Genomic DNA, 20,360 nt, shown 5'->3' on the forward strand with positions numbered 1-20,360 from the left:
AGCGTGCCTCCTCATCAGCACCATCGCACTGACGGAGTGTCGCAAGCAGCACAGCGCCTCGGTCGGAAACGGCCGGGGCGCTGTCGTGTCCGCAGACCGGCCTGTCTCGGGCAACGATCGACCAGTGGGACGGTCCCTGTTCGCTGGCGGTCCTCATCGGCATCCTCTGGCCGGCCGGCCCTCGGACGTCCATCAGGACCTTCGCCGAAGACCCTGAGGTGCAGCGACGTCGGCTTTCGACGCGATCCGGCGCGGACACGATCCGAGCTCTTCTCGTACTACGGTTCGAGCGTGCCCGCTTTCTCTACCGAAGACATCGTCGGCAACAGGCTGGACTTCGAGATCGCCCGCGACGGGTTCGTCAGCAGGGTGCGAGACGATGCTGCGTTGGGCGAAGCCGAGACGTGGCTTCGGCGCGAGGGCTACCGGGTCGTAGAGCTGGACGCGGGGACCTGGAGCGACGACAAGCAGATGCACGTGGCATTCGCGACGAGCCTCGAGTTTCCCCGCCATTTCGGGGAGAACCTGGACGCGCTCAACGACTGCATGGCCGACGTGGCGGAGGCGGACTACGGGTGGGACGGGTCCGAGATGGGCCTCGTCCTGATCCTCTCCGGCTTCGACAGTTTCGCTCAACGAGTCCCAGGGACCGCCGAGCACGTGCGGCAGATCCTGCGGAGGCAGGGACGGTACGCAGCGCTCTTCGGCAACCGGCTCCTCACGATCCTGTCCTGAACGGGATCGCCGGCCGGACGCCGCGGCGCGGTGGCGTGCAGTCGCGCGGATCGTCGAAGGCGTTCGTGTCTGGTGGAGCGACGACGACGGCTGGGGTGCGCTCCGTTCGAAAGCGCTCGAGTCCGACGTCTTCGAGCTCTGACCCGGGCGGCACAGATCGGCCGCGTCCAGCGACGGCCCCCTAGGGTTGTGGCCGTGCCGGGGGACCTGACAAGCAGCGGAGACACCACGTCCGACGAGGACGCGATGAACAGCGAGGACGTTGCCACGCGCCGGACGCTCCTGTCCGTCCTGCCGCTGACGACGGCGTGGGCGGGAGCGTTCGCCGTCGTCGCGGTCCCGGTCCTCTGGACGCTCGTGGGCATGATCGTCGAGCAGTCGCTCACCGGTGCGCCCTTCCTCGTCATGATGATCCCCGTGCTGGCCTTCGCGGTCGTCGGTGCGTTCTTCTTCGGCCTCGTTGCCGGAGCCCTCGCCGGCCTGCCCGACTGGTGCCTGCGCCGTCGACCACCGAGCGCCTTCGGGGCCGTCGCGGCGGTCGTGCTCCTGACGGCGATCGTGACCGGGACGTTCGCTGCGGCACCGCTGCTCGGTCCGGTGTTCGCGGCCCTGCTGCCGTTGCCGGGTTGGGTCGGCCTCGCAGCCGTCGCGGCAGCGACGGCCACCGGCACGATCGTCGTCGTCTCGAGAGCGCGCAGGCGGGAACGGCGGATCACCGCACCCGGCGCGACGGGCGCGGGGCGCGCCTCCAGGCCGTCGCCGCGGGACGACCGCCCGACCGGCTGACGCCGCGGGACGACCGCCCGACCGGCTGACGGACCCGCGTCCCGTTGCGCGATCGAGACCGGCGATCGGCCCGGACCGTGCGAGCCTGGTCACGGGAACGTCGGGGGACGGAGCAGGTCGTGGAGCGAGCAGTCGGGCGAGTGGTGGGGTGGAGCACGGTGGCGGTCATCGTGGCCGTGACGGTGCTCTGGTTGCTCCTGGTCCAGGTGACCAGCTGCTCCGACGCCGCTCCCGGCCACGCCACGGGCTCCTGCGAGACCGCGCCCGTGCTCGGCGTCGCCGGGTCGTGGATCGCCGGGTCCGTGGGAGCGGTCGTCGTCGCCCTCGCGGTCTGGCAGATCGTCCGGGCTGCACGGTCGGCGGAGCCGGTCGACGGCTGAGCGCACGCGACGCGGGGTAGCGTGGATCCATGGCGAACGACGACGGTCCGCACCGCGGCGGCTTCCCGTTCGTCCCCGTCGCCGCCTTCGCCCTCGGCGCACTGGTCGTCGTCGCGGCCACGATCGGCGCGCGGCCCGTCCTGACCGGCGCCCGCTGGTCCCCCACGGTCGCGCCCGCCCGCGCTCCTGTCGTCGAGCCGACCGCGTCACCGCCCGCAACCGACGAGCCGCAGCCGCTCGGAGCACGGGCCGCCGAGCACGTCGACGCGTCATGGGTCCTCGTCGTCCTGGGAGTGGTCGTCGCGGCGCTCCTGGTGCTCGTGGTCCTCCACCTCCTGCGGAAACGGCGCCGTCCCACGCGTCCGGACGCGATCGACGTGGCCGGCCTCGCCGTCGAGGTGCCGGTCGACCCCTCGACCGAGGTCGGGCGCCAGCACCTGCGTCGCGGGATCGGCCGTGCGCTCGAGGTGCTGGCGGGACCCCGGGACCCCTCCGACGCCGTCACCGCGGCCTGGGTCGGCCTGCAGGAGTCGGCGGAGGACGCCGGGTTCCGCCGCGGAGCTGCCGAGACGCCGACGGAGTTCACGACCCGCATCCTCCGGCAGCTCGACGTCGACGAGACCGCGCTCGGCACCCTCCGGCGCTGCTACCTCGCAGTGCGCTTCGGCGGAGCCCCGGCGACCGATGCCGACGTCGCCGCCGTCCGGACCGCGCTGCGAACGCTCGACGCGCAGTGGGCCGACGTCCCGACGGGCCGCACGTGACCCGCGGCCGCACCATCGGCGTCCTGGTGCTCGCCGTCGTCGCCGCGGCGCTCACGTGGTTCTTCGGCGTCGGCGTCGTGCAATCGCTCGCCGTCGGCGGCGTCGTCGCCGCGGTGGGTCTGACGTGGAGCGCCGTCCGTGAGGACGTCCCGTTGACCTGGCCCGTGCCTCCCGTCCGCTCCGAACCCGGCGCTCGACGCGAGCTGTCCGAGACGGCGTGGTCGCTGCGCGCCCACGGCGGTGTGCCCGAGCGGACACTCGCCCGCGTCCGTGCGGTGGCTCGCCACCGCCTGTGGACGCGCCACCGACTCGACCTCGACGACCCCGGCGACCGGACGGCGATCGAGGCGGTCCTGCCGTCGGCAGTGGTCGCCGTCCTGGTGCGCGAGCGGCGGTCCGAGATCGACCTCACCACCTTCGCGAGCGTCCTCACCGCGCTCGAGACCCTGGAACCCACGACCGAGAGGCACCCGTGACCGACACCACGACGCAGAGCTCCCAGCCGCTCCCGATCGCCGACGTCGCCGCCCGCAGCCGTGACGTCCTCGACACGGTCGGCGCGGTCGTCGTCGGGATGCGGGAGCCGCTCGAGCTGGCGTTCGCGAGCATCCTCGCCGGCGGCCACGTCCTGTTCGAGGACGTCCCCGGCCTCGGCAAGACGCTCGCGGCTCGGAGCCTCGCGGCCGCCTGCGGCCTCGACTTCCGTCGGCTGCAGTGCACCCCGGACCTCCTGCCCGCCGACATCACCGGGTCGTTCGTCTACGCCCCGGCGACCGCGGACTTCGTCTTCCGCCCGGGCCCCGTGTTCACCGGGATGTTCCTCGCCGACGAGATCAACCGGACCTCGCCGAAGACCCAGTCGGCGCTCCTCGAGGCGATGGCGGAGGGGCAGGTCACGGTCGAGGGCGAGGGCTTCCCGCTCCCCCGCCCGTTCCACGTCATCGCGACGTCGAACCCCATCGAGTACGAGGGGACGTACGCCCTCCCGGAGGCGCAGCTCGACCGGTTCATGGTGCGCCTCTCGGTCGGCTACCCGACGCGCGAGGGTGAACAGCAGGTGCTCCTCAACCGGATCGGCCGCCGGCAGGAGGTCGCGACGGTGTCCGCCGTGGTCGACGCGACCGACGTGCTGCGCATGCAGGCGACGGTCGAGGGGGTGCACGTCGACGAGGACATGGCGCTGTACTGCGTCGACCTCGCGGCCGCGACGCGCACCCACCGCGACGTGCAGGTCGGGTCGTCACCGCGTGGTGCACAGGCGCTCATGCTCGTCGGCCGCGCGCGAGCCGTCATGGACGGACGCGACTTCGTCACCCCCGAGGACGTCAAGACCGCCGCCGTCGCGGTGCTCGCGCACCGGATCTCACTGACACCGCAGGCGTGGGCGAACGGCGTGGACCCCGCGGCGATCGTGCGGGGCATCGTCGCGCAGGTGCCGGGCCCGCCGGTGGTCGGGGCGCGAGCGTCTGGCCTGGAGGCGCGGTGAGCGTTCCCGACGACCCGCCGGTCCGCCCGGTGGCCGGGTCCGGAACCGCGCCGCGGTGGGTGCGGAACCCGGCGCTCGTCTTCGGGCTCGCCGTCGGCGTGCTGCTCGCCGGGCTCGGCCTCGTCACCGGACGCCCCGAGCTCGCGGTGGTGGCGCTCCCGGCCCTCGTGACGGCCGCCTTCGGTGCCCGGCCCCGGCTCGACACGACGCCCGTCCGGACGACGACCACGCTCGAGCCGTCCGACTCCGGCCGGGGTGTGGCGTACCGGACGGAGGTCGCCGTGCCGTCCGCCGCCGAGGCGGTCGCCGTCGAGTTCCGGGTCGTCGGCGACCGGCGGCACGTCGTCGTGGTCGACCCTCGACGCGCCAGGCGGCTGGGCGGGAGCGTCCCGGTCACGCACTCCGGCCCGCAGGAGGTCCTGCGGACGCACCTGTCGCTCCTCGGTCGGGGCGGCACCGCGGTCTCGGTGCCCGAGGCCGGCCCGGTGCGGTCCGCGGTCGTCCCACCCCCGCACCTGCGCATGCAGCACCTCCCGATGCCGAGCCGGGTGACGGGCATCACGGGTGTGCACGGTTCTGCGCGCCCGGGTGACGGCGGCGAGTTCCGCGACGTCGCGCTCTTCGCTCCGGGTGACCGGCTCCGGCGGATCGACTGGCGGCGCACCGCTCGGCGAGCGGAGCGCCCGGGGGAGCTCTACGTGCGCCGGACCTTCGCCACCGCGGACGCCCTCGTCGTGCTCGTCCTCGACAGCCGGGACGACCTCGGCGCGGACGTCACCCAGTGGACGGGCGCGCGGCACGGCTCCCACCAGGCGACGTCGCTCGACCTCGCACGCGAAGCAGCCGTCTCCCTCGCGACCGCGTACATCAGCGCCGGCGACCGGGTCGGCTTCCGCGACCTCGCGGGCACCGCGCGGTCGGTCGAGCCCGGCGGCGGGACCCGGCACCTCGAGCGACTCCGGACGACCATCGCACAGGCGACGCCGCAGCCGGACGCGACGACCGCGGCACGGATGCCGCTCGTCTCGGCGGCGTCCCTCGTGGTCGTCCTCTCGACGTTCCTCGACGACCAGGCGTCGACGATGGCCGTGACCTGGGCGGCGACCGGGCACCGGGTCGTGGCCGTCGACGTGCTCCCGGCCGCCGACCTCCGGCGAGCGAGCCGTCTCGAGCGCACGGCGTCCCGGCTCATCGCCCTCGAACGGTCCGACCGGCTCACGGAGATGACGGCCACCGGCGTCGAGCTGATCCACTGGCGCACCGGTGACGGGGACACACCTGCCGTGCAACTCCGCCTGCTCAGCCGCACCCGGCGCACCGGATGACCGCCGGGTCGAGGGCGGAGCGCAGCGGCGCGCCGTCGATCGGTCCGGCGGTCCCGGCGTGGACGATCGGGGCGCTCGGCCTCGTCGCGGGTGTCGTCGGATCGGTCGTCGAGGTCGGGGCGAGCGGCTGGCTCGTCGTCGCGATCGGGCTCGCGGCTGCTGCAGCGGTCGTGCCCCGTGGTCCGTTCGCGGCGCTCCTCGTGGCGCAGCTCGCCCTCGCGGGGATCGGGGGGACGTACCTGCCGGTGCTCCTCCTGACGACGCACCTCGTCCTCGCCACGAGCCTGCTCTGGGCGTGGACGCCGCGCACCGCCCGGGTGCAGCTCCGCGCCCTCGTGCCGTCGGCTCTGCGGTTCGTCGCCGTGCAGGTCGGGAGCCAGGCGGTCGCCTTCGTGGTCGTCGCCCTGCTCGGTGGTGCCGGCCCGGTCGGCGGCGTGTGGCTTGCGGTGGCCGGGACGATCGCGCTCCTGGCGCTCGCGCTCGGACTGTTCGTGCCGATGCTGCTCCGCGCCGGCGACGACGCGGAGCGCTGACCCCGACGGCCCACCCGCCGCGTCGCGGTCGCGGTCCCGCCGAGCCCTACGCCCGGCGCCGCACCCGCGGATCGACGAACGCGTACACGACGTCGACGATCACGTTGGCGGTGACGATGAGCAGCGCCGAGAAGAGCGTGAAGCCCACGACGACCTGCAGGTCGAGGGTGTGCACCGCGTCGATGAGCAGCGCGCCGAGCCCCTGCATCGAGAAGACCTTCTCGGTGATCACGGCGCCGCCGAGGAGCGATCCGAGGTCGAGCCCGAACAGGGTGACCACGGGCAGGATCGCGGTCCGCAGCCCGTGCCGGACGACGACCTGGCGCTCCCGGAGCCCCTTCGCGCGGGCGGTCCGGACGAAGTCCTGCGACATCGACTCGAGCATCTCGCCCCGGGTCAGCCGGGCGTAGATCGCCGCACTGATGAACGCGAGCACGCACCACGGCAGCACGAGGTGCGTGAACCACCCGACGGGGTCGTCCCCGAACGCGACGTACCCGCTGGTGGGCAGGACACCGAGCACGAACCCGAACAGCAGGATCGCGAGCAGTCCGACGAGGTACGACGGTGCGGACACCCCGGCCACCGCGATCGTCATCACCGTGCGGTCGACGTACGTGCCGCGGCGCAGGGCCGAGAGCGCGCCGCCGGCGACACCGGCGACGAGCCACAGCACGGCTGCGCCGACGGCGATCGACGCGGTGACGGGCAGGCGCGTGAGGATGAGGTTCGTGACGCTGTCGTGCAGCTGGAACGAGTATCCGAAGCAGGGCGCCGCACAGTGGATGACGGACGCTCCGGAGCCGAACGTCCGGCCGGTGAAGATGCCGGCCAGGTACGCCCCGAACTGGGCGATCCAGGGCTTGTCGGTGCCGAGGAACGCCTGCACCTCTCGCAGCCGGTCGGGCGTGCAGGGCTTGTCGCAGATCGCGCGCGCCGGGTTCGTCGGCAGCAGCATGAACAGGGCGTAGGTGATCGCGGCGACGACGAGCAGGACGACTGCTGCGCCGAGCACGCGGATCGCGATGAAGCGGAAGGTGCTCACCGGTTGCTCCTCCGCGGGTCGAGGGCGTCACGCAGGGCGTCGCCGAGCACGTTGAAGGCCAGGGTGATGAGGAACAACGCCAGGCCCGGGAACACGAGGTACATCGGGTCGGTCTGCACCCACCCGATCGCGTCGCCGATGCTGCGCCCCCACGACGGCGTCGGCGGGGTGACGCCGACGGCGAGGAACGACAGCGCGGCCTCGGCGCCGATCATCGACGGGATCGAGATCGTCGCGTAGACCGTGATCGTCGCGGCGAGGTTCGGCAACAGCTGCGTCCGGATGACGTGCCAGCGTCCGGCGCCCATCGCGGTCGAGGCGACGACGTAGTTCCGGGTGACGAGCGAGAGCGTCTGCCCCCGCACGACACGGGCGACCGACGGCCACCCGAAGAACCCGATGACGAGGACGACGAGCACGGGCTTCGGGAACGACGTCGGCACGATCGCGGTCAGCGCGATCATGAACACCAGCGACGGGAAGCCGAAGATCACGTCGACCACGCGCGAGAGGACGCGGTCGTACCAGCCGCCGAAGAACCCGGTGGTGACGCCGACGAGGACGCCGATGACGATCGAGACGACGGTCGCGGCGATGCCGATGCCGAGCGAGGTCCGCGCGCCGTAGGTGACGATCGCGAACAGGTCGCGTCCGGTCAGGGGCTCGACCCCGAACCAGTGCTGGCCGCTGATCCCACCACCCGGGCCACGCGGGGCACCGAAGGAGTTGAGCGCGTCGATGTGGTACCCGTACGGGTCCTGGCCGGTGACGGCGGCGATGAGCGGCGCCGCGAGCGCGACGACGACGAACACCGCGATGACGACCGCGGACGCGACCGCCCAGCGGTCCTGACGCACGCGGCGGACGACGGCGCGGAAGCCGGTGCTCCGGTTCGCGGCCGCCGAGACCGGACGGTCGACGACGTTGGCGGTCACGAGGCCACCCCTTCCCATGCGCGCCAGGCGTCGCGGCGGGCCGCCTGTCGCACCGGGTCGGCGACGGGCGCTGCCGAGAGGAGCATGCGCGTGTAGTCCTGCTGCGGGTCGTCGAGCACGGCGTCGGTCGTCCCGCGCTCGACCACCCGGCCGTCGTGGAGCACGACCACCTCGTCGGCGAGCTGCCGGACGACGGCCAGGTCGTGGCTGATGAGGAGCATGCCGAAGCCGAAGTCCTGCTGCAGTGCCGCGAGCAGGTCGAGCACGGCCGCCTGGACGGTGACGTCGAGCGCGGACGTCGGTTCGTCGGCGATCACGAGGGCGGGCCGGAGCGCGAGGGCGCGGGCGACCGCCACGCGCTGCCGCTGCCCGCCGGAGAGCTGGTGCGGGAAGCGCTCGGCCCACGACGGGTCCAGCTGCACCGCCACGAGGAGCTCGCGGACCCGCTCGGCACGCTCGGGTGCCGAGGCGGTGCCGTGCACGAGGAGCGGCTCGGCGATGCTCCAGCCGATGGTCTGACGCGGGTTGAGCGACGACGCCGGGTCCTGGAAGACGATGCCGACGCGGCTGCGCAGCTCCCGCAGCCGACCGCCGCGGGCCGTGCGGAGGTCACTGCCGTCCACCTCGACGGATCCGGCGACGACCGGCACGAGGCCGGCCAGCGCCCGCCCGATGGTGGACTTGCCGGATCCCGACTCCCCCACCAGCCCGAGGGTCTCGCCCGCGTGGAGCGCGAAGTCGATGCCGGAGACGGTGGGTGCTCCGCGGCGTGCGTAGCGCACGGCGACGTCGCGCAGCTGCGCGACGAGGGGCCGGGAGGCGCGGCTCGTCCCCGTCTCGTCGGCCGGCGCGGTGGACGCGACCGTCGCACCGTCCGCAGCCTGCGGTGCCGAGGCGGGTCGCGCCTCCAGGACGGGGACGGCCGCGAGGAGTGCCCGCGTGTACTCGGCGTCCGGGTGCGCGAACACCTCGGCCACGGTCCCGTGCTCGACCGGGTCGCCGCGACGCATCACGAGCACCTCGTCGGCGACGTCCGCCACCACACCCATGTCGTGCGTGATGAGCAGGACGGCGAGGTCCCGCTCACGACCGAGCATGCGGAGCAGGTCGAGGATGCCGGCCTGCACCGTGACGTCGAGCGCGGTCGTCGGCTCGTCCGCGATGAGGGCGACCGGGTCGCCCGCGAGCGCCATGGCGATCATCGCCCGCTGGAGCTGTCCACCCGAGAGTTCGTGCGGGTAGGCCTTCCGTATCCGGGCCGGGTCGGACAGGCCGGCGGCGCGCAGCAGCTCGTCGGTGCGCGCCGACACGGCACGGCGGTCGAGGTCCGTCGGGTGCGCCGTGATCGCCTCGGCGATCTGGGTGCCGATCGAGAGCACCGGGGTGAACGAGTTCATCGGCTCCTGGAACACGACGCCGATCCCGGCGCCGCGGACCGCTCGGAGGTCGTCGTCCGACGCGCCCACGAGCTCGGCGCCCCGGAACCGGATGCTCCCGGTGACGTGGGCCTCCGGGGGCAGCAGGCCGAGCACGCTCATCGCGCTGACGGACTTGCCCGACCCGGACTCGCCGACGAGGGCGAGCACGCGGCCGGGCTTCAGGGTGAAGGAGACGTCACGGACGACGGGCTCCGCGTCGCCGAACGCGACGTGGAGCCCCTCGACCTCGAGCAGCGGAGCACTCACTTGGCGAGCGAGACCTTGAGGTAGTTCGGGTACGCCGGGAAGTCCGCGATCCGGAAGTTCTGCACGTTCGAGCCGGCGAGGAAGGACTGCTTCGCGTAGGTCAGGGGGACGATCGGCGCGTCGGCCATGATCTTCTTGTCCGCCTCGGCCCACAGCTTCTGGGCGTCCTGCTGGTCGATCGTGCCGGTCGCCTCCTTGATCAGGGCGTCGACCTCGGGGTTGCTGTACTTCGAGACGTTGTAGCCGCCCCCGCCGATCTGCGACGAGTCGTACAGCGGCTGGATGTTCGCGTTCGCGCTCGGGAAGTCAGGCTGCCAGCTGAACATCGCGAGGTCGAAGTCGTCGCCGTCCGTCGTCGCCGTGTAGAACGAGTCGATGTCGAGCGGCTTCAGCGTCACGGTGATGCCCGCGCGCTTCAGGCCCGCCTGGATCGCCTGCGCCTCGGCGAGGTTGGCGGAGTCGTTCTGGGTGACCAGGGTGAGCTTCAGGTCCGAGACGCCCGCCTCCTGCAGGAGCTTCTTCGCCTTCGCCACGTCACCGGTCGCGCCCGGCTCGTACAGGTCGTACTGCTGGCGCCCCGCGATGCCGGGCGTGATGAGCGTGGTCGCGTAGGAGCCGGCGAGCGCACCACCGGCGGCGATCCGGTACGACTTCTTGTCGACCGCGTACTGCAGGGCCTGCCGGACCTTGAGCTCCTTGAGCGAGCCCTTCTGCGTGTTGATCGCGAGGTAGTTGATCGGGCCGGCCTTCGACGTGGCGAGGCGGTCCTGGGCGGCCGGGTTCGAGCGGACCTGGTTCAGCTCGGCAGCGCCGAGGTAGGTCGCACCGAACGAGTCCTTCGCGTCGCCGTTGTCGGCGATGAGCGTCTGGGTGACCGTCGATGGGTCCTGGCTCTCCTTGAAGACGACCTTCGACGGACCGGCGGTGCGCACGGAGTCCGTCGACGCGCTCCACTCCTTGTTCCGGACGAGGGTGATCTGCGAGCCCTGCGTGTTCGACTGCACCTCGTACGGACCGGAGGCGACCGGCTTCGCGTCGTACGCACCGGTGTCCGTGCCGTCGCCCTCGGGGACCGGGGCGAACGCCGGCATCGACACGATCCACGGCCAGTCGCCGTAGGCCGCGTTGAGCTTGAACACGATCGTCGAGTCGTCCGGGGTCTCGATGCTGTCGAGGGTCTTGCCGTCGAACGGACCCTTGTAGCTGTCACCACCGACCAGGAGCGACTTGTGGTAGCTCAGGCCACCGGTGAGCGTCGGCGCGAACGAGCGCTCGATGCCCCACTTGATGTCCTTCGTCGTGATCTCGGTGCCGTCCTGGAACTTCAGCCCCTTCTTGAGGTGGTAGGTCCAGGTCTTGCCGCCGTCGCTCGAGTCGCCGGTGTTCGTCGCGAGGTCGGGGACGACCTTGGCCGTCTTGCCGGGCTCGACGTCCCAGGCGGTCAGGCGACGGAGCACGAGGCCGAGCGTCGTGATGTTGAGGTTCTGGCTGGTCGCCGGGTCGAGGTGCACCGCGGTGGCCGTGGTCAGGATGTTGAGCGTGCCGCCCTTGGACGTGCCGCCCGAGGCGTCGTCCGACGCGCCGCCGCCCGAGCACCCGGCGAGGACCAGGGCTGCTGCTGCGGCGACCGCAGCGGTGATCGTCAGGCGGTTGGGGCGTCTCATGACGGTGGTGCTCCTCGTGGGGAAGTGGTGGTGCGCGGCCGTGGGGTGGCCGCGACGCGTCGCCGTGGTCCGGGTGCAGGACCGGTCCTGATGTCGGCGCGGCGTCCATCCTGGCACCGGGATCGGACGGCGTCCGAATCCCGGGCGCGACCGGACGTCGCACGACGTAACGGTCCAATCGCGGTGCACCCCCGGTCTATTCCCGAAGCGTCTCAGGGTCGTCCGGCCGACCGGGCTCGGCGGGCGTCGGGACGGCCGGTGACGCCGCCCGTCGGGCGACGTGTGCGGTGCCGAGTGCCGCGCCGAGGAACACCACGGCGAGGACCGCCCAGCCCGGGGTCCCGAGGTCGATCGCCGTGACCGTGACCACCGTCGGCGCGACCATCGCACCGACGGCGAACCCCGTGCCGTAGACGCCCTGGTACGCGCCGACCCGGTCCGCCGGCGCGAGTTCGAAGCTCAGCGCCCAGCCGGCGGCGCTCGAGGTGATCTCGGCGAGGGAGTGCGTGACCGCGGCGACGACGAGGAGTCCCGCCGCGAGGGCGATCGGCACCCAGTCGTCGCCCCGCACCCAGCCGGCCGCCGCCCACAGCCCGCACGCGAGGGCCATCAGCCAGCCCGCGTACCGCATGACCCGGGCGGCACCGGCGACCGTGTCCGTCCCCCGGCTCATCCGGACCTGCAGCAGGACGACGGCGATCGTGTTCACGAGGAGCAAGGGCGAGACCAGGACGTCCGGTGCGACGGTGTGCTGCACGACCCAGAGCGGCACGGCGACCTCGAACAGGCCGAACTGGATGCCGAACACCCCGGTGAGGATCGTGATCGTCAGGAAGCGCACGTCCCGGTAGGGGCTCCGTCCGGCGGGGGTCCGGACGACCACCGTCCCGGTGTCGGTCCGTTCGGCGGGCGCGGCGTCGACCCGTGCCGCCGGCAGACCGAGCACGAGCACCGCGGAGGCGAGGAAGAGCAGACCCGCCGCGACCATCGTCACCCGGTACGCCGCACCCGTCCCGACGGCGAGCGGGATCGCCGCGACCGCCGTGCCGAGCCCGATGCCGACGTTCGTGACGGTCCGCATCGTCGCCCGGACCCGGACCCGCTCGTTCCCGGGGAACGCCCGCCCGACCGCGGCCGAGCGCACCGAGCCGCCGCCCTGCTGCGCAAACGTCACCACGGACGCCGTCAGCACGAGGGTCGGCAGGTCGTGCACGACGACGTACCCGACGAGGGCGAGGCCCTGGACGACGTGCAGCCAGACGAGCATCCGGCGGGAGCTGCGCCGATCCGCGAGGTGCCCGAACACGAGCGAGCTCGCGACGCCGACCGCCCCGGCGACCGTGAGCCCGAGTCCGACGACGACCGGGGCGATGCCGACGATCGTGGTGAGGTACAGCGTGGTGAGGGTGAAGAACGCGCCGCGCCCGAGGGTGTCGACGAAGGTGACGACGAGCAGGCGTCGGAGCACCCGGTCGTCCCGGACGAGTGTGGTGATCGGGACCCGGGATGCCGCGGTGGTGCTCATGGTCCAGTTCTCGCAGGCACGCGGGTGTCTGGACAACGGATGTAGCGTGGGGCTTCATGATCCGGTACCACCTCGAACCGAGTGACGTCTCGGCGATCCGGTTCGGCATCTCGCCCCTCTCCGAACTCGGCCTCGGGCTCCGCGCGTTCCGGGCACCGGATCGCTACCCGCTGCAGCAGCCGTGGCTCGACCGGATCGCCGCCGTCCGTCCGCTGCTCGACGACGAGGTCCTGCTCGGTCTCGTGGACGAGCGCCGGTGGGTGGCCGACTTCGTCAACCCCCGGCCGACGTCACCGCTGACGTCGTTCGACGAGGAGCTCCGGGCACTCGGGAGACTCCCCCGCGCGCGGATCGTCGCCGACCTCGAGCGGGTGCACGACACCGTGCCACCGGTCTTCACCGGTCGGCACGAGGCCGTCGTCGAGCGGCTGCAGCAGGCGCTCGCGACGGCGTGGGAGCTCTGCTTCGCGCCGCACTGGGCCCGGATGCGTGCCGTGCTGCAGGCGGACATCAGCCACCGGGCGCGCACCGCGGCACACGCGGGCATCGGCGCGGTGCTCGGCGGGCTGTCGGAAGCGGTGCGGTACGACGGCACGGACCTCGACGTGCAGCTGACGAGCCCGGTCGCGCGCGACCGACCGATCGGCGGCGAGGGCCTGACACTGGTCCCGTCGATGTTCGTGGTGCGCGCCTCGGTGCCGATCGACGACGACCTGCCGCCGACCGTGATGTACCCGGCGCGCGGACAGGGGGCGATGTGGTCGACCTCCGGCCACCCGGACGCAGGCTCCGTCCGGGACCTGCTGGGAGCGACCCGCGCCGCGCTGCTCGAAGCGCTCGGCGAGCCGGCGTCGTCGACGGACCTCGCGCTGCGGTTCGGGGTGTCGACCTCGGCGGTCAACCAGCACCTGCGCGTGATGGAGCGGGGCGGGTTGTTGAACCGGTCACGGTACGGCCGGGCCGTCCTGTACTACCGCAGCACCGTCGGGGACGCCCTGACCCGGTCGTGACGGACGGCAGCTGCGGCAGGCGACGGGTCCCGCCCGCCACGCACGGGCGGGTCGCCCGCGGTCACCGGTCGAACAGTCCCCCGAGGAAGTCGTTGCCGAGGTTCGACGCCTGCTCGCCGAGGCCGGAGACCTGCTCCCCGAGGCCGCCGAGGAGCTGCTCGCCCTCGCCCGCGATCCCCTCGACACCACCGCCGAGGTCCGCGAGCCCGAGGTCGCCGAACCCGGACGCGATGCCCTCGAAGTCGACCCCGAGGTTCGCGGCCTCGGCCAGCACCGGACCCGCGGCGGCGCTCAGCACCGCACCGCCGGCGACCGCCGCGCCCAGGCCGCCGAGCGCCATCGCACCGGCACCGACCGCCGCACCACCGGCGAACGCGCCGCCGCGGCCACGTCCGGCCGAGCCGGCACCGCCGAGCACCCGCCGGACGAGGCCGGGTCGCGCGACCTCGCCCCGGGTCATCGCACGCGCCATCCCGCCCGCCGAGTCGTCGCGGAGGTGTTCGTGCGGGGGCAGTTCGGAGTTCAGTCGGTCGCGGATCTGCTGACGCTGCCCGGGCGTGAGGCGGGCGAAGGCGTCGTGGTGGACCTGTTCGAGCTGCTCCGGCGGCGCGGTCCGGAGCAGGTAGTCGTACTTGGCGATCGCGACCTGGTCCGGGTCCACCTGCCCGCGCTGCGGCTGGGCCGGCTGCGCGGACGGCACGTGGCCCTGCGGCGACCGACCGTCCTGCGGCTGCGCCTGGCCGTACTGCGCCTGACCCTGGCTCTGGCCCGGACCGTACTGCTGCCCGTGCTGCTGCGACTGTCGGCTCCGGTCGTCGCCGGTCAGCCGGTCCGCCGCGTTCCGGACGATGTCACGCCAGTCGCTCCCGCCCTGCTGCTGCCCGGCGCCGGCCGCGGATCCCACCTGCCCGCGCTTCTGGAGCTGCTTGTCGATGACCTTGCCGGCCATGCCGATGATGCGGTTGAGGTTCGCCATGCCCCAACCTTTGTGATCGCACATGTGAGCGCTCAGGAACGCCGCGGTGGATCGGCCGGAGAAGTCATCCGAACCGGCTGTGAGCCCCGACCGTCGGCACCCGGTCGGGGCCACCCGGTCAGCTCAGGATGCGCGCGAGGAACGCGTTCCGGAACCGCCCCGTGGGGTCGAGGTCGCGGGCGAGCGCCGCGAAGTCGGACAGCCGCGGGTACGCCTCGTGCAACCGCTCGGCACTCGCCGCCGACACCTTGCCCCAGTGCGGCCGGGCGTCGAACGGCGCGAGGACGTCCTCGATCCGCTCCACCGCGGCCGCCACCGCGTCCGCGTCCCGACGGAACGTGAAGTGGATGCCCACCGACTGCCGCTCCGACGACGGTGCGAGCCAGGCGGTGTCCGCGGCGATCGTCCGGACCTCGGCGGCGATGAGGATCGGCGCGAAGACCGGCTCCAGGGCGCGGAGGGCCTGGAGCGCCTCGACCGCCGAACCGGCCGGCAGCAGGTACTCCGCCTGGATCTCCGCCCCGGTCGACGGCGTGAAGGAGGACCGGAAGTGCGGCAGCCGCTCGGACCACGGTCCGGGCACACCACCCTGCTCGGTGACGCCGGCGGGGTCGTTCTCCCCCGGGTGCACGGGCCCGTCGGCCGGGCGGGCGCCGAGCGCGACGAGGTCCACCACCGGCGCCGGTTCGTCCGTGCGGTGCTTGACCCAGACCTGCCGTGCGCCGCGGTCGTCGAAGGACGTGAAGAGCGACACCGAGTACGCGTCCGACACGACCGCGTCGAAGTGCGCGGCGACGGCCTCCCACGGCAGGTCGAGGTGCACGGTCGTGGCTACCTGGAAGGTCGGCTCGATCGCGAGCTCGACCGCCGTGACGATGCCGAGCGCGCCGAGCGCCACCCGGTGGGCGTCGAGGGAACCGTCCGGTGTCGACGCGTCGACGAACACCCGGTCCCCGGAGGCGCGGACGATCTCGAGGCCGACCACCGCCTGCGCGAGCGAGGGGTTGCGGACGCCGGACCCGTGCGTGCCGGTCGCGACCGCGCCGGCGGTGGAGATGTGCGGCAGGGAGGCGAGGTTCGCGAGTGCCCAGCCCCGCGCCTCCAGGCCCGCCGCCACCTGGCTGTGGATCATGCCGGCGGCGACGCGCACCACCCGACGGTCCGTGTCGATGTCGAGCACCGGCGGCAGGTCCGCCAACGAGACCTGGAGCGCGTCGGTGTCGGCGATCGTGTTGAACGAGTGCCGCGAGCCGAGCGCCGTCAGGCGCGGGGTCCTGGACACCAGCTCCTGGACCGCCGCGACGGATGTCGGACGTGCCAGCCCGGAGGCGCGGTACGTCACGTTGCCGGCCCAGTTCGTCCGCGTGCGCTGCGCTGCGATCACGTCGCTCATCGTACGGTCCGTCGCCCTAGAACCCGCGGTCGAGACGGTGCCACGTCTGCTGGAGACGCAGCTCGTCGCGGAAGCCGCGCGCGGTGGTGTGCTCGTCGATCACCAGGAACTCGGTGCCGACCATGGTCGCGAAGTCCTCGACGACCTGCAGCCCGACCGCCGTCGTCATGACGGTGTGGTGTGCGGCGCCGGCGGTGAGCCAGGCCTCGGCGGCGACGGGGAACGACGGTCGCGGCTCCCAGACGGCACGGCCGACGGGCAGCTTCGGCAGGGCCTCGGTCGGGGGCACGACGTCGACGACGTTCGCGGTGAGGCGGAAGCCGTCGCGGGTGTCGGACAGCGCGACCACGACGGCCTCGCCGGAGTCGGCGGTGAAGACCAGGCGCACCGGGTCGTCCTTGCCGCCGATGCCGAGCGGGTGGATCTCGAGCGTCGGCTTCGTGGTGGTGAGGGTCGGCGAGACCTCGAGCATGTGCGCGCCGAGGATCTTCTCGGCGCCCGGGGTGAGGTCGTAGGTGTAGTCCTCCATCAGGCTCGCACCACCCGGCAGACCGGCGCCGGCGACGTTCATCGCCCGGACCAGGACCGCCGTCTTCCAGTCGCCCTCGGCACCGAAGCCGTAGCCGTCGGCCATGAGGCGCTGGACCGCGAGGCCGGGCAGCTGCTTGAGCGTGCCGAGGTCCTCGAAGTTGGTGGTGAACGCGGCGGAGCCGTTCCGCTCCAGCAGGGTGCGGAGGCCGAGCTCGATCGCGGCACCGTCGCGGAGCGAAGCACGGCGCGACCCGCCGTCACGCAGCTCGTCGACGAGGTCGTACTGCGCGTCGTACTCAGCCACGAGCGCGTCGACCGCCGCCGTGTCCGCTTCGGCCTCGGCCACCGCCGCGGCCAGCTCGTTCACCGCCCAGGTGTTCACCTGCACGCCGAGCTCGATCTCGGCCTCGGTCTTGTCACCCTCGGTGACGGCGACGTAGCGCATGTTGTCGCCGAAGCGCGTCAGCTTGAGCTCGCGGACCGAAGCGGCGGCCGCGGCCGCACGGGTCCAGTCCGCGACGCGCCGCTGCACCCGCTCGTCGGACACGTGCCCGACCGCGGTGGCGTGCCGGACGCCGAGACGAGCGAGGGCGTAGCCGAACTCGCGGTCGCCGTGCGCGGCCTGGTTGAGGTTCATGAAGTCGAAGTCGATGTCCGCCCACGGCAGCGTCACGTTCGCCTGCGTGTGCAGGTGCAGCAGCGGCTTCGTCAGCGCCTGCAGGCCGCCGATCCACATCTTCGCGGGGCTGAAGGTGTGCATCCACGTCGTCACGCCGATGACCCGGTCGTCGGCGCTGGCCTCGATGAGGGCACGGCGGATGCCGTCGGCGTCCTTCAGCACCGGCTTCCACACGAGCTTCACGGGCACGTGCGGCGCGAGCTGCTCGTGCACGGCGCGGCTCTGCTCCTCGACCTGGCGCAGCGTCTCCTCGCCGTACAGGCCCTGGGACCCGGTGAGGAACCAGACCTCGTAGCTGTCGAGGGTGGCCTGGGGGTTCACCTGCGTCATCGCATGGCTCCTTCGGGGTTCTGTCCGTAGACGTTCTGGTAGCGATCGAAGAGTCGATCGATGTCCTCCTGGGCGATCGGCACGGTCTCGCCGCCCTGCCGCGCGATGTGGACGGTGCGTGCGACGTCCTCGCACATCACCGCGGCCTTCACCGCGTCCTCGGCGTCCTTGCCGATCGTGAACACGCCGTGGTTCTGCATGAGGACCGCCCGCGAACGGTGGCCGCTCAGGGTGTCGACGATGCCGTGGCCGATCGAGTCGTCACCGATGATCGCGAACGGGCCGACCGGGATCGGTCCGCCGAACTCGTCCGCCATCGCGGTGATCACGCACGGGATCTCCTCGGCGCGTGCCGCCCACGCCGTCGCGTAGGTCGAGTGCGTGTGCACGACCCCGCCGACCTCGGGCATGTTCCGGTACACGTAGGCGTGCGCCGCGGTGTCGGAGGACGGGCCGTGCGCGTTGTCCCAGCCGTCCGCCGGGACGCCGTCCAGCGTGCAGACGACCTGGTTCTCCGGGCGGAGCTCGTCGCTCGACACCCCGCTCGGCTTGATGACGAACAGGTCCGTCCCCGGCACCCGTTCGGAGACGTTGCCGCCGGTCCAGATCACGAGTCCGTAGCGGACGAGTTCGCCGTGCAGGCGCGCGACGCGCTCCCGCGCGGCGGCGACGGCCGCCCTGGTCTCGTCGGTGGTCGGGTCCGTCATCGTGTCGGCTCCTTCTCGGCCTGGAGGCGCGGGTCGCCTGCCGTCGTCGGCTCGGGTTCGGGGGTGGTCGCGTCGGTCCCGGGGCCGTCCTGGCCGGTCGCGGCTGCGGCCGCTGCGGCCTGGCCGGTCACGGCGGCGGCCGGCGCGTCCTGACCGGTCGCGGCGGCGGCCGCTCGCTGGACGGGCAGGGCTCGGCGGTAGCGCTCGAGGTACGTCCGGAACCCGTCCACGTCCGCCGGCTCGGGGTCCGCCACGTGCACGGCGTCACCGCCGAAGACCGTCTCGGCGAGGAAGTCCGCGAGGTGCCGGTCGGTGTGCTCGAGGTAGGCGGCGAGGACCGCGATCCCCCACGCACCGCCCTCGCCCGCGGTCTCCTCGAGCGCGACGGGCACGCGGAGCGCCGCTGCGAGCAGGCGCTGCGGCGCGCCAGGGGTGCGGAACAGCCCGCCGTGGGCGGTCATCCGGTCGACCTGGACGTCCTCGCCGTGCAGCACCTCCATGCCGATCGCGAGGGTGGCGAACGCGCCGTGCACCTCGGAGCGGACGAGGTTGCCGAGGGTGAAGCGGGCGCCGGGTGTGCGGAGCAGCAGGGGTCGGCCGTCCTCGACGTGCGTGACGGGCTCGCCGGCGAGGTAGTTGAACGACAGCAGGCCGCCGGCGTCGGGGTCCGCGTGCTCGGCCTCGGCCAGCAGCGTCGCGTACACGGTGTCGATGTCGATCGCCGCGCTGCCGGTGCGCTCGCTCGCGGCCTCGGCGAACCGGCCGAACACCCGCGCCCAGCTCGCGATCTCGCTCGCGCCGTTGTTGCAGTGCACCATCGCCACGGCGTCCCCGGACGGCGTGGTGACCACGTCGAGTTCCTCGTGCGGGGTCCTGAGCGGGTGCTCGAGCACCACCATGGCGAAGATGCTCGTGCCCACGCTGACGTTGCCGGTGCGGGGCGCGACGGCGTTCGTCGCGACCATGCCGGTCCCCGCGTCGCCCTCGGGCGGGCAGAGCGGGACGCCCGGCTGCAGGGTGCCGGTCGGGTCGAGCCAGGCGGCGCCCTCGGGGGTGAGGGTCCCGGCGTCGTCCCCCGCGACGAGCACCTCGGGCAGCAGGGCACGCAGGTCCCGGAGCCCGATCAGGTCCTCGGCCGTCCGCAGCATCGTGTCGTCCCAGTCGCGCGTGCCCGGGTCGCCAGGGCCGCTGTCGGCCGGCGTGCTGTCGATCGGGAACACGCCGGAGGCGTCGCCGACACCCAGCACGTCGCGACCCGTGAGGCGGCGGTGCACGTACCCGGCGAGGGTCGTGATGCCGGCGAGCTCGGCGACGTGCGGCTCGTCGTCGAGGACGGCCTGGGCAAGGTGCGCGATCGACCAGCGCTGCGGGACGTTGAACCCGAGGGCCGCACTGAGGCGCTCGGCAGCCGGCCCGGTCGACGTGTTGCGCCAGGTCCGGAACGGCACCAGCAGCTGCCCGTCGGCGTCGAAGGCCAGGTAGCCGTGCATCATCGCGCTGACACCGGCGGCGCGGAACGTCGTCGGCGTCACGCCGTACTGCCGCTCGACGTCGGCCACGAGGTCGGCGTAGGCGGCGCGGAGTCCGTTCTCGACGGCGTCGAGGGAGTACGTCCAGCGGCCGTCGACGTACGCGTTCTCCCACTCGTGCGCGCCGGAGGCGATCGGCACGAGCGACTCGTCGACGAGCACGGCCTTGATGCGGGTGGAGCCGAGTTCGATCCCCAGGGTCGTCCGGCCGTCCACGACCTGTCGTCGGCGCTCGTCGGCGTCCATGTTCTCTCCTGCTCTCATCGTTGAGTGAGCGCTCACACGTTAGTACGTGAGCGCTCACGCCTGCAACCGCCGCGCGGCACCGACCCCTCGGGCGAG

19 protein-coding genes are annotated in these 20,360 nt (G+C 72.9%); 9 read left to right on the forward strand and 10 right to left on the reverse strand.

Features of this window, described 5'->3' with window-relative positions:
• The first annotated feature begins 291 nt into the window (after positions 1 to 291).
• The 8 genes from ACIQUC_RS12425 (at position 292) to ACIQUC_RS12460 (ending at position 6,009) form a co-directional block, all read left to right on the forward strand.
• Positions 292 to 735, forward strand: coding sequence for a barstar family protein (locus ACIQUC_RS12425; protein WP_402267283.1), 444 nt, complete (start codon positions 292 to 294; stop codon positions 733 to 735).
• A 246-nt stretch (positions 736 to 981) separates the two neighbouring features.
• Positions 982 to 1,521 (forward strand): hypothetical protein, encoded by a 540-nt coding sequence (locus tag ACIQUC_RS12430; RefSeq protein WP_402267285.1) that lies wholly within the window; start codon positions 982 to 984, stop codon positions 1,519 to 1,521.
• 119 nt (positions 1,522 to 1,640) lie between these two features.
• Positions 1,641 to 1,901: a hypothetical protein gene (locus tag ACIQUC_RS12435; RefSeq protein WP_402267288.1), complete on the forward strand. Its 261-nt coding sequence runs from the start codon at positions 1,641 to 1,643 to the stop codon at positions 1,899 to 1,901.
• Positions 1,902 to 1,930: 29 nt separating this feature from the next.
• Positions 1,931 to 2,665: a DUF4129 domain-containing protein gene (locus ACIQUC_RS12440; RefSeq protein ID WP_402267290.1), complete on the forward strand. Its 735-nt coding sequence runs from the start codon at positions 1,931 to 1,933 to the stop codon at positions 2,663 to 2,665.
• Positions 2,662 to 3,141 carry a hypothetical protein gene (locus ACIQUC_RS12445; protein WP_148286808.1) on the forward strand — a complete coding sequence of 160 codons (480 nt, stop codon included), beginning with the start codon at positions 2,662 to 2,664 and terminating at the stop codon, positions 3,139 to 3,141. The genes ACIQUC_RS12440 and ACIQUC_RS12445 overlap by 4 nt, the downstream gene beginning before the upstream one ends.
• Positions 3,138 to 4,151 carry an AAA family ATPase gene (locus ACIQUC_RS12450; RefSeq protein ID WP_402267293.1) on the forward strand — a complete coding sequence of 338 codons (1,014 nt, stop codon included), beginning with the start codon at positions 3,138 to 3,140 and terminating at the stop codon, positions 4,149 to 4,151. The genes ACIQUC_RS12445 and ACIQUC_RS12450 overlap by 4 nt, the downstream gene beginning before the upstream one ends.
• Entirely contained in the window at positions 4,148 to 5,476 is a 1,329-nt protein-coding gene (locus ACIQUC_RS12455; protein ID WP_402267296.1) for a DUF58 domain-containing protein, read from the forward strand. The genes ACIQUC_RS12450 and ACIQUC_RS12455 overlap by 4 nt, the downstream gene beginning before the upstream one ends.
• The gene (locus ACIQUC_RS12460; RefSeq protein ID WP_402267299.1) at positions 5,473 to 6,009 is read left to right on the forward strand and encodes a hypothetical protein; all 537 of its coding nucleotides are present in this window, start codon (positions 5,473 to 5,475) and stop codon (positions 6,007 to 6,009) included. The genes ACIQUC_RS12455 and ACIQUC_RS12460 overlap by 4 nt, the downstream gene beginning before the upstream one ends.
• A gap of 46 nt (positions 6,010 to 6,055) precedes the next feature.
• Here ACIQUC_RS12460 and ACIQUC_RS12465 read toward each other — a convergent pair whose 3' ends face one another.
• The 5 genes from ACIQUC_RS12465 to ACIQUC_RS12485 form a co-directional block, all read right to left on the reverse strand.
• Positions 6,056 to 7,054: an ABC transporter permease gene (locus tag ACIQUC_RS12465; RefSeq protein WP_022905270.1), complete on the reverse strand. Its 999-nt coding sequence runs from the start codon at positions 7,052 to 7,054 to the stop codon at positions 6,056 to 6,058.
• Positions 7,051 to 7,989, reverse strand: coding sequence for an ABC transporter permease (locus ACIQUC_RS12470; protein WP_402267302.1), 939 nt, complete (start codon positions 7,987 to 7,989; stop codon positions 7,051 to 7,053). The genes ACIQUC_RS12465 and ACIQUC_RS12470 overlap by 4 nt, the downstream gene beginning before the upstream one ends.
• A complete protein-coding gene (locus ACIQUC_RS12475; RefSeq protein WP_402267305.1) occupies positions 7,986 to 9,674 on the reverse strand; it encodes a dipeptide ABC transporter ATP-binding protein in 1,689 nt (562 codons plus the stop codon). Before ACIQUC_RS12475 ends, ACIQUC_RS12470 begins: the two co-directional genes overlap by 4 nt.
• A complete protein-coding gene (locus ACIQUC_RS12480; RefSeq protein ID WP_402267307.1) occupies positions 9,671 to 11,338 on the reverse strand; it encodes an ABC transporter substrate-binding protein in 1,668 nt (555 codons plus the stop codon). The genes ACIQUC_RS12475 and ACIQUC_RS12480 overlap by 4 nt, the downstream gene beginning before the upstream one ends.
• 196 nt (positions 11,339 to 11,534) lie before the next feature.
• Positions 11,535 to 12,863, reverse strand: coding sequence for an MFS transporter (locus ACIQUC_RS12485; RefSeq protein WP_402267310.1), 1,329 nt, complete (start codon positions 12,861 to 12,863; stop codon positions 11,535 to 11,537).
• A 56-nt stretch (positions 12,864 to 12,919) separates the two neighbouring features.
• On the opposite strand from ACIQUC_RS12485, the gene ACIQUC_RS12490 reads away from it, so the two are divergent.
• The gene (locus tag ACIQUC_RS12490; RefSeq protein WP_402267312.1) at positions 12,920 to 13,873 is read left to right on the forward strand and encodes a DUF5937 family protein; all 954 of its coding nucleotides are present in this window, start codon (positions 12,920 to 12,922) and stop codon (positions 13,871 to 13,873) included.
• A gap of 61 nt (positions 13,874 to 13,934) precedes the next feature.
• On the opposite strand, the gene ACIQUC_RS12495 is transcribed toward ACIQUC_RS12490, so the two are convergent.
• The 5 genes from ACIQUC_RS12495 to ACIQUC_RS12515 form a co-directional block, all read right to left on the reverse strand.
• The gene (locus tag ACIQUC_RS12495) at positions 13,935 to 14,849 is read right to left on the reverse strand and encodes a cation-transporting ATPase (protein ID WP_402267315.1); all 915 of its coding nucleotides are present in this window, start codon (positions 14,847 to 14,849) and stop codon (positions 13,935 to 13,937) included.
• Between the two features lie 118 nt (positions 14,850 to 14,967).
• The gene (locus ACIQUC_RS12500) at positions 14,968 to 16,242 is read right to left on the reverse strand and encodes a D-arabinono-1,4-lactone oxidase (protein WP_402267318.1); all 1,275 of its coding nucleotides are present in this window, start codon (positions 16,240 to 16,242) and stop codon (positions 14,968 to 14,970) included.
• 16 nt (positions 16,243 to 16,258) lie between these two features.
• The gene (araA, locus tag ACIQUC_RS12505; protein WP_402267320.1) at positions 16,259 to 17,782 is read right to left on the reverse strand and encodes an L-arabinose isomerase; all 1,524 of its coding nucleotides are present in this window, start codon (positions 17,780 to 17,782) and stop codon (positions 16,259 to 16,261) included.
• Positions 17,779 to 18,489, reverse strand: a complete 711-nt coding sequence (locus ACIQUC_RS12510) for an L-ribulose-5-phosphate 4-epimerase (protein ID WP_402267322.1) — start codon at positions 18,487 to 18,489, stop codon at positions 17,779 to 17,781. Before ACIQUC_RS12510 ends, araA begins: the two co-directional genes overlap by 4 nt.
• Positions 18,486 to 20,264, reverse strand: coding sequence for a xylulokinase (locus ACIQUC_RS12515; RefSeq protein ID WP_402267325.1), 1,779 nt, complete (start codon positions 20,262 to 20,264; stop codon positions 18,486 to 18,488). The genes ACIQUC_RS12510 and ACIQUC_RS12515 overlap by 4 nt, the downstream gene beginning before the upstream one ends.
• Between the last annotated feature and the right edge of the window lie 96 nt (positions 20,265 to 20,360).

The sequence above is a fragment of the Curtobacterium sp. NPDC098951 genome (assembly GCF_044759965.1).
In the GTDB taxonomy this organism is placed as follows: Bacteria; Actinomycetota; Actinomycetes; order Actinomycetales; family Microbacteriaceae; genus Curtobacterium.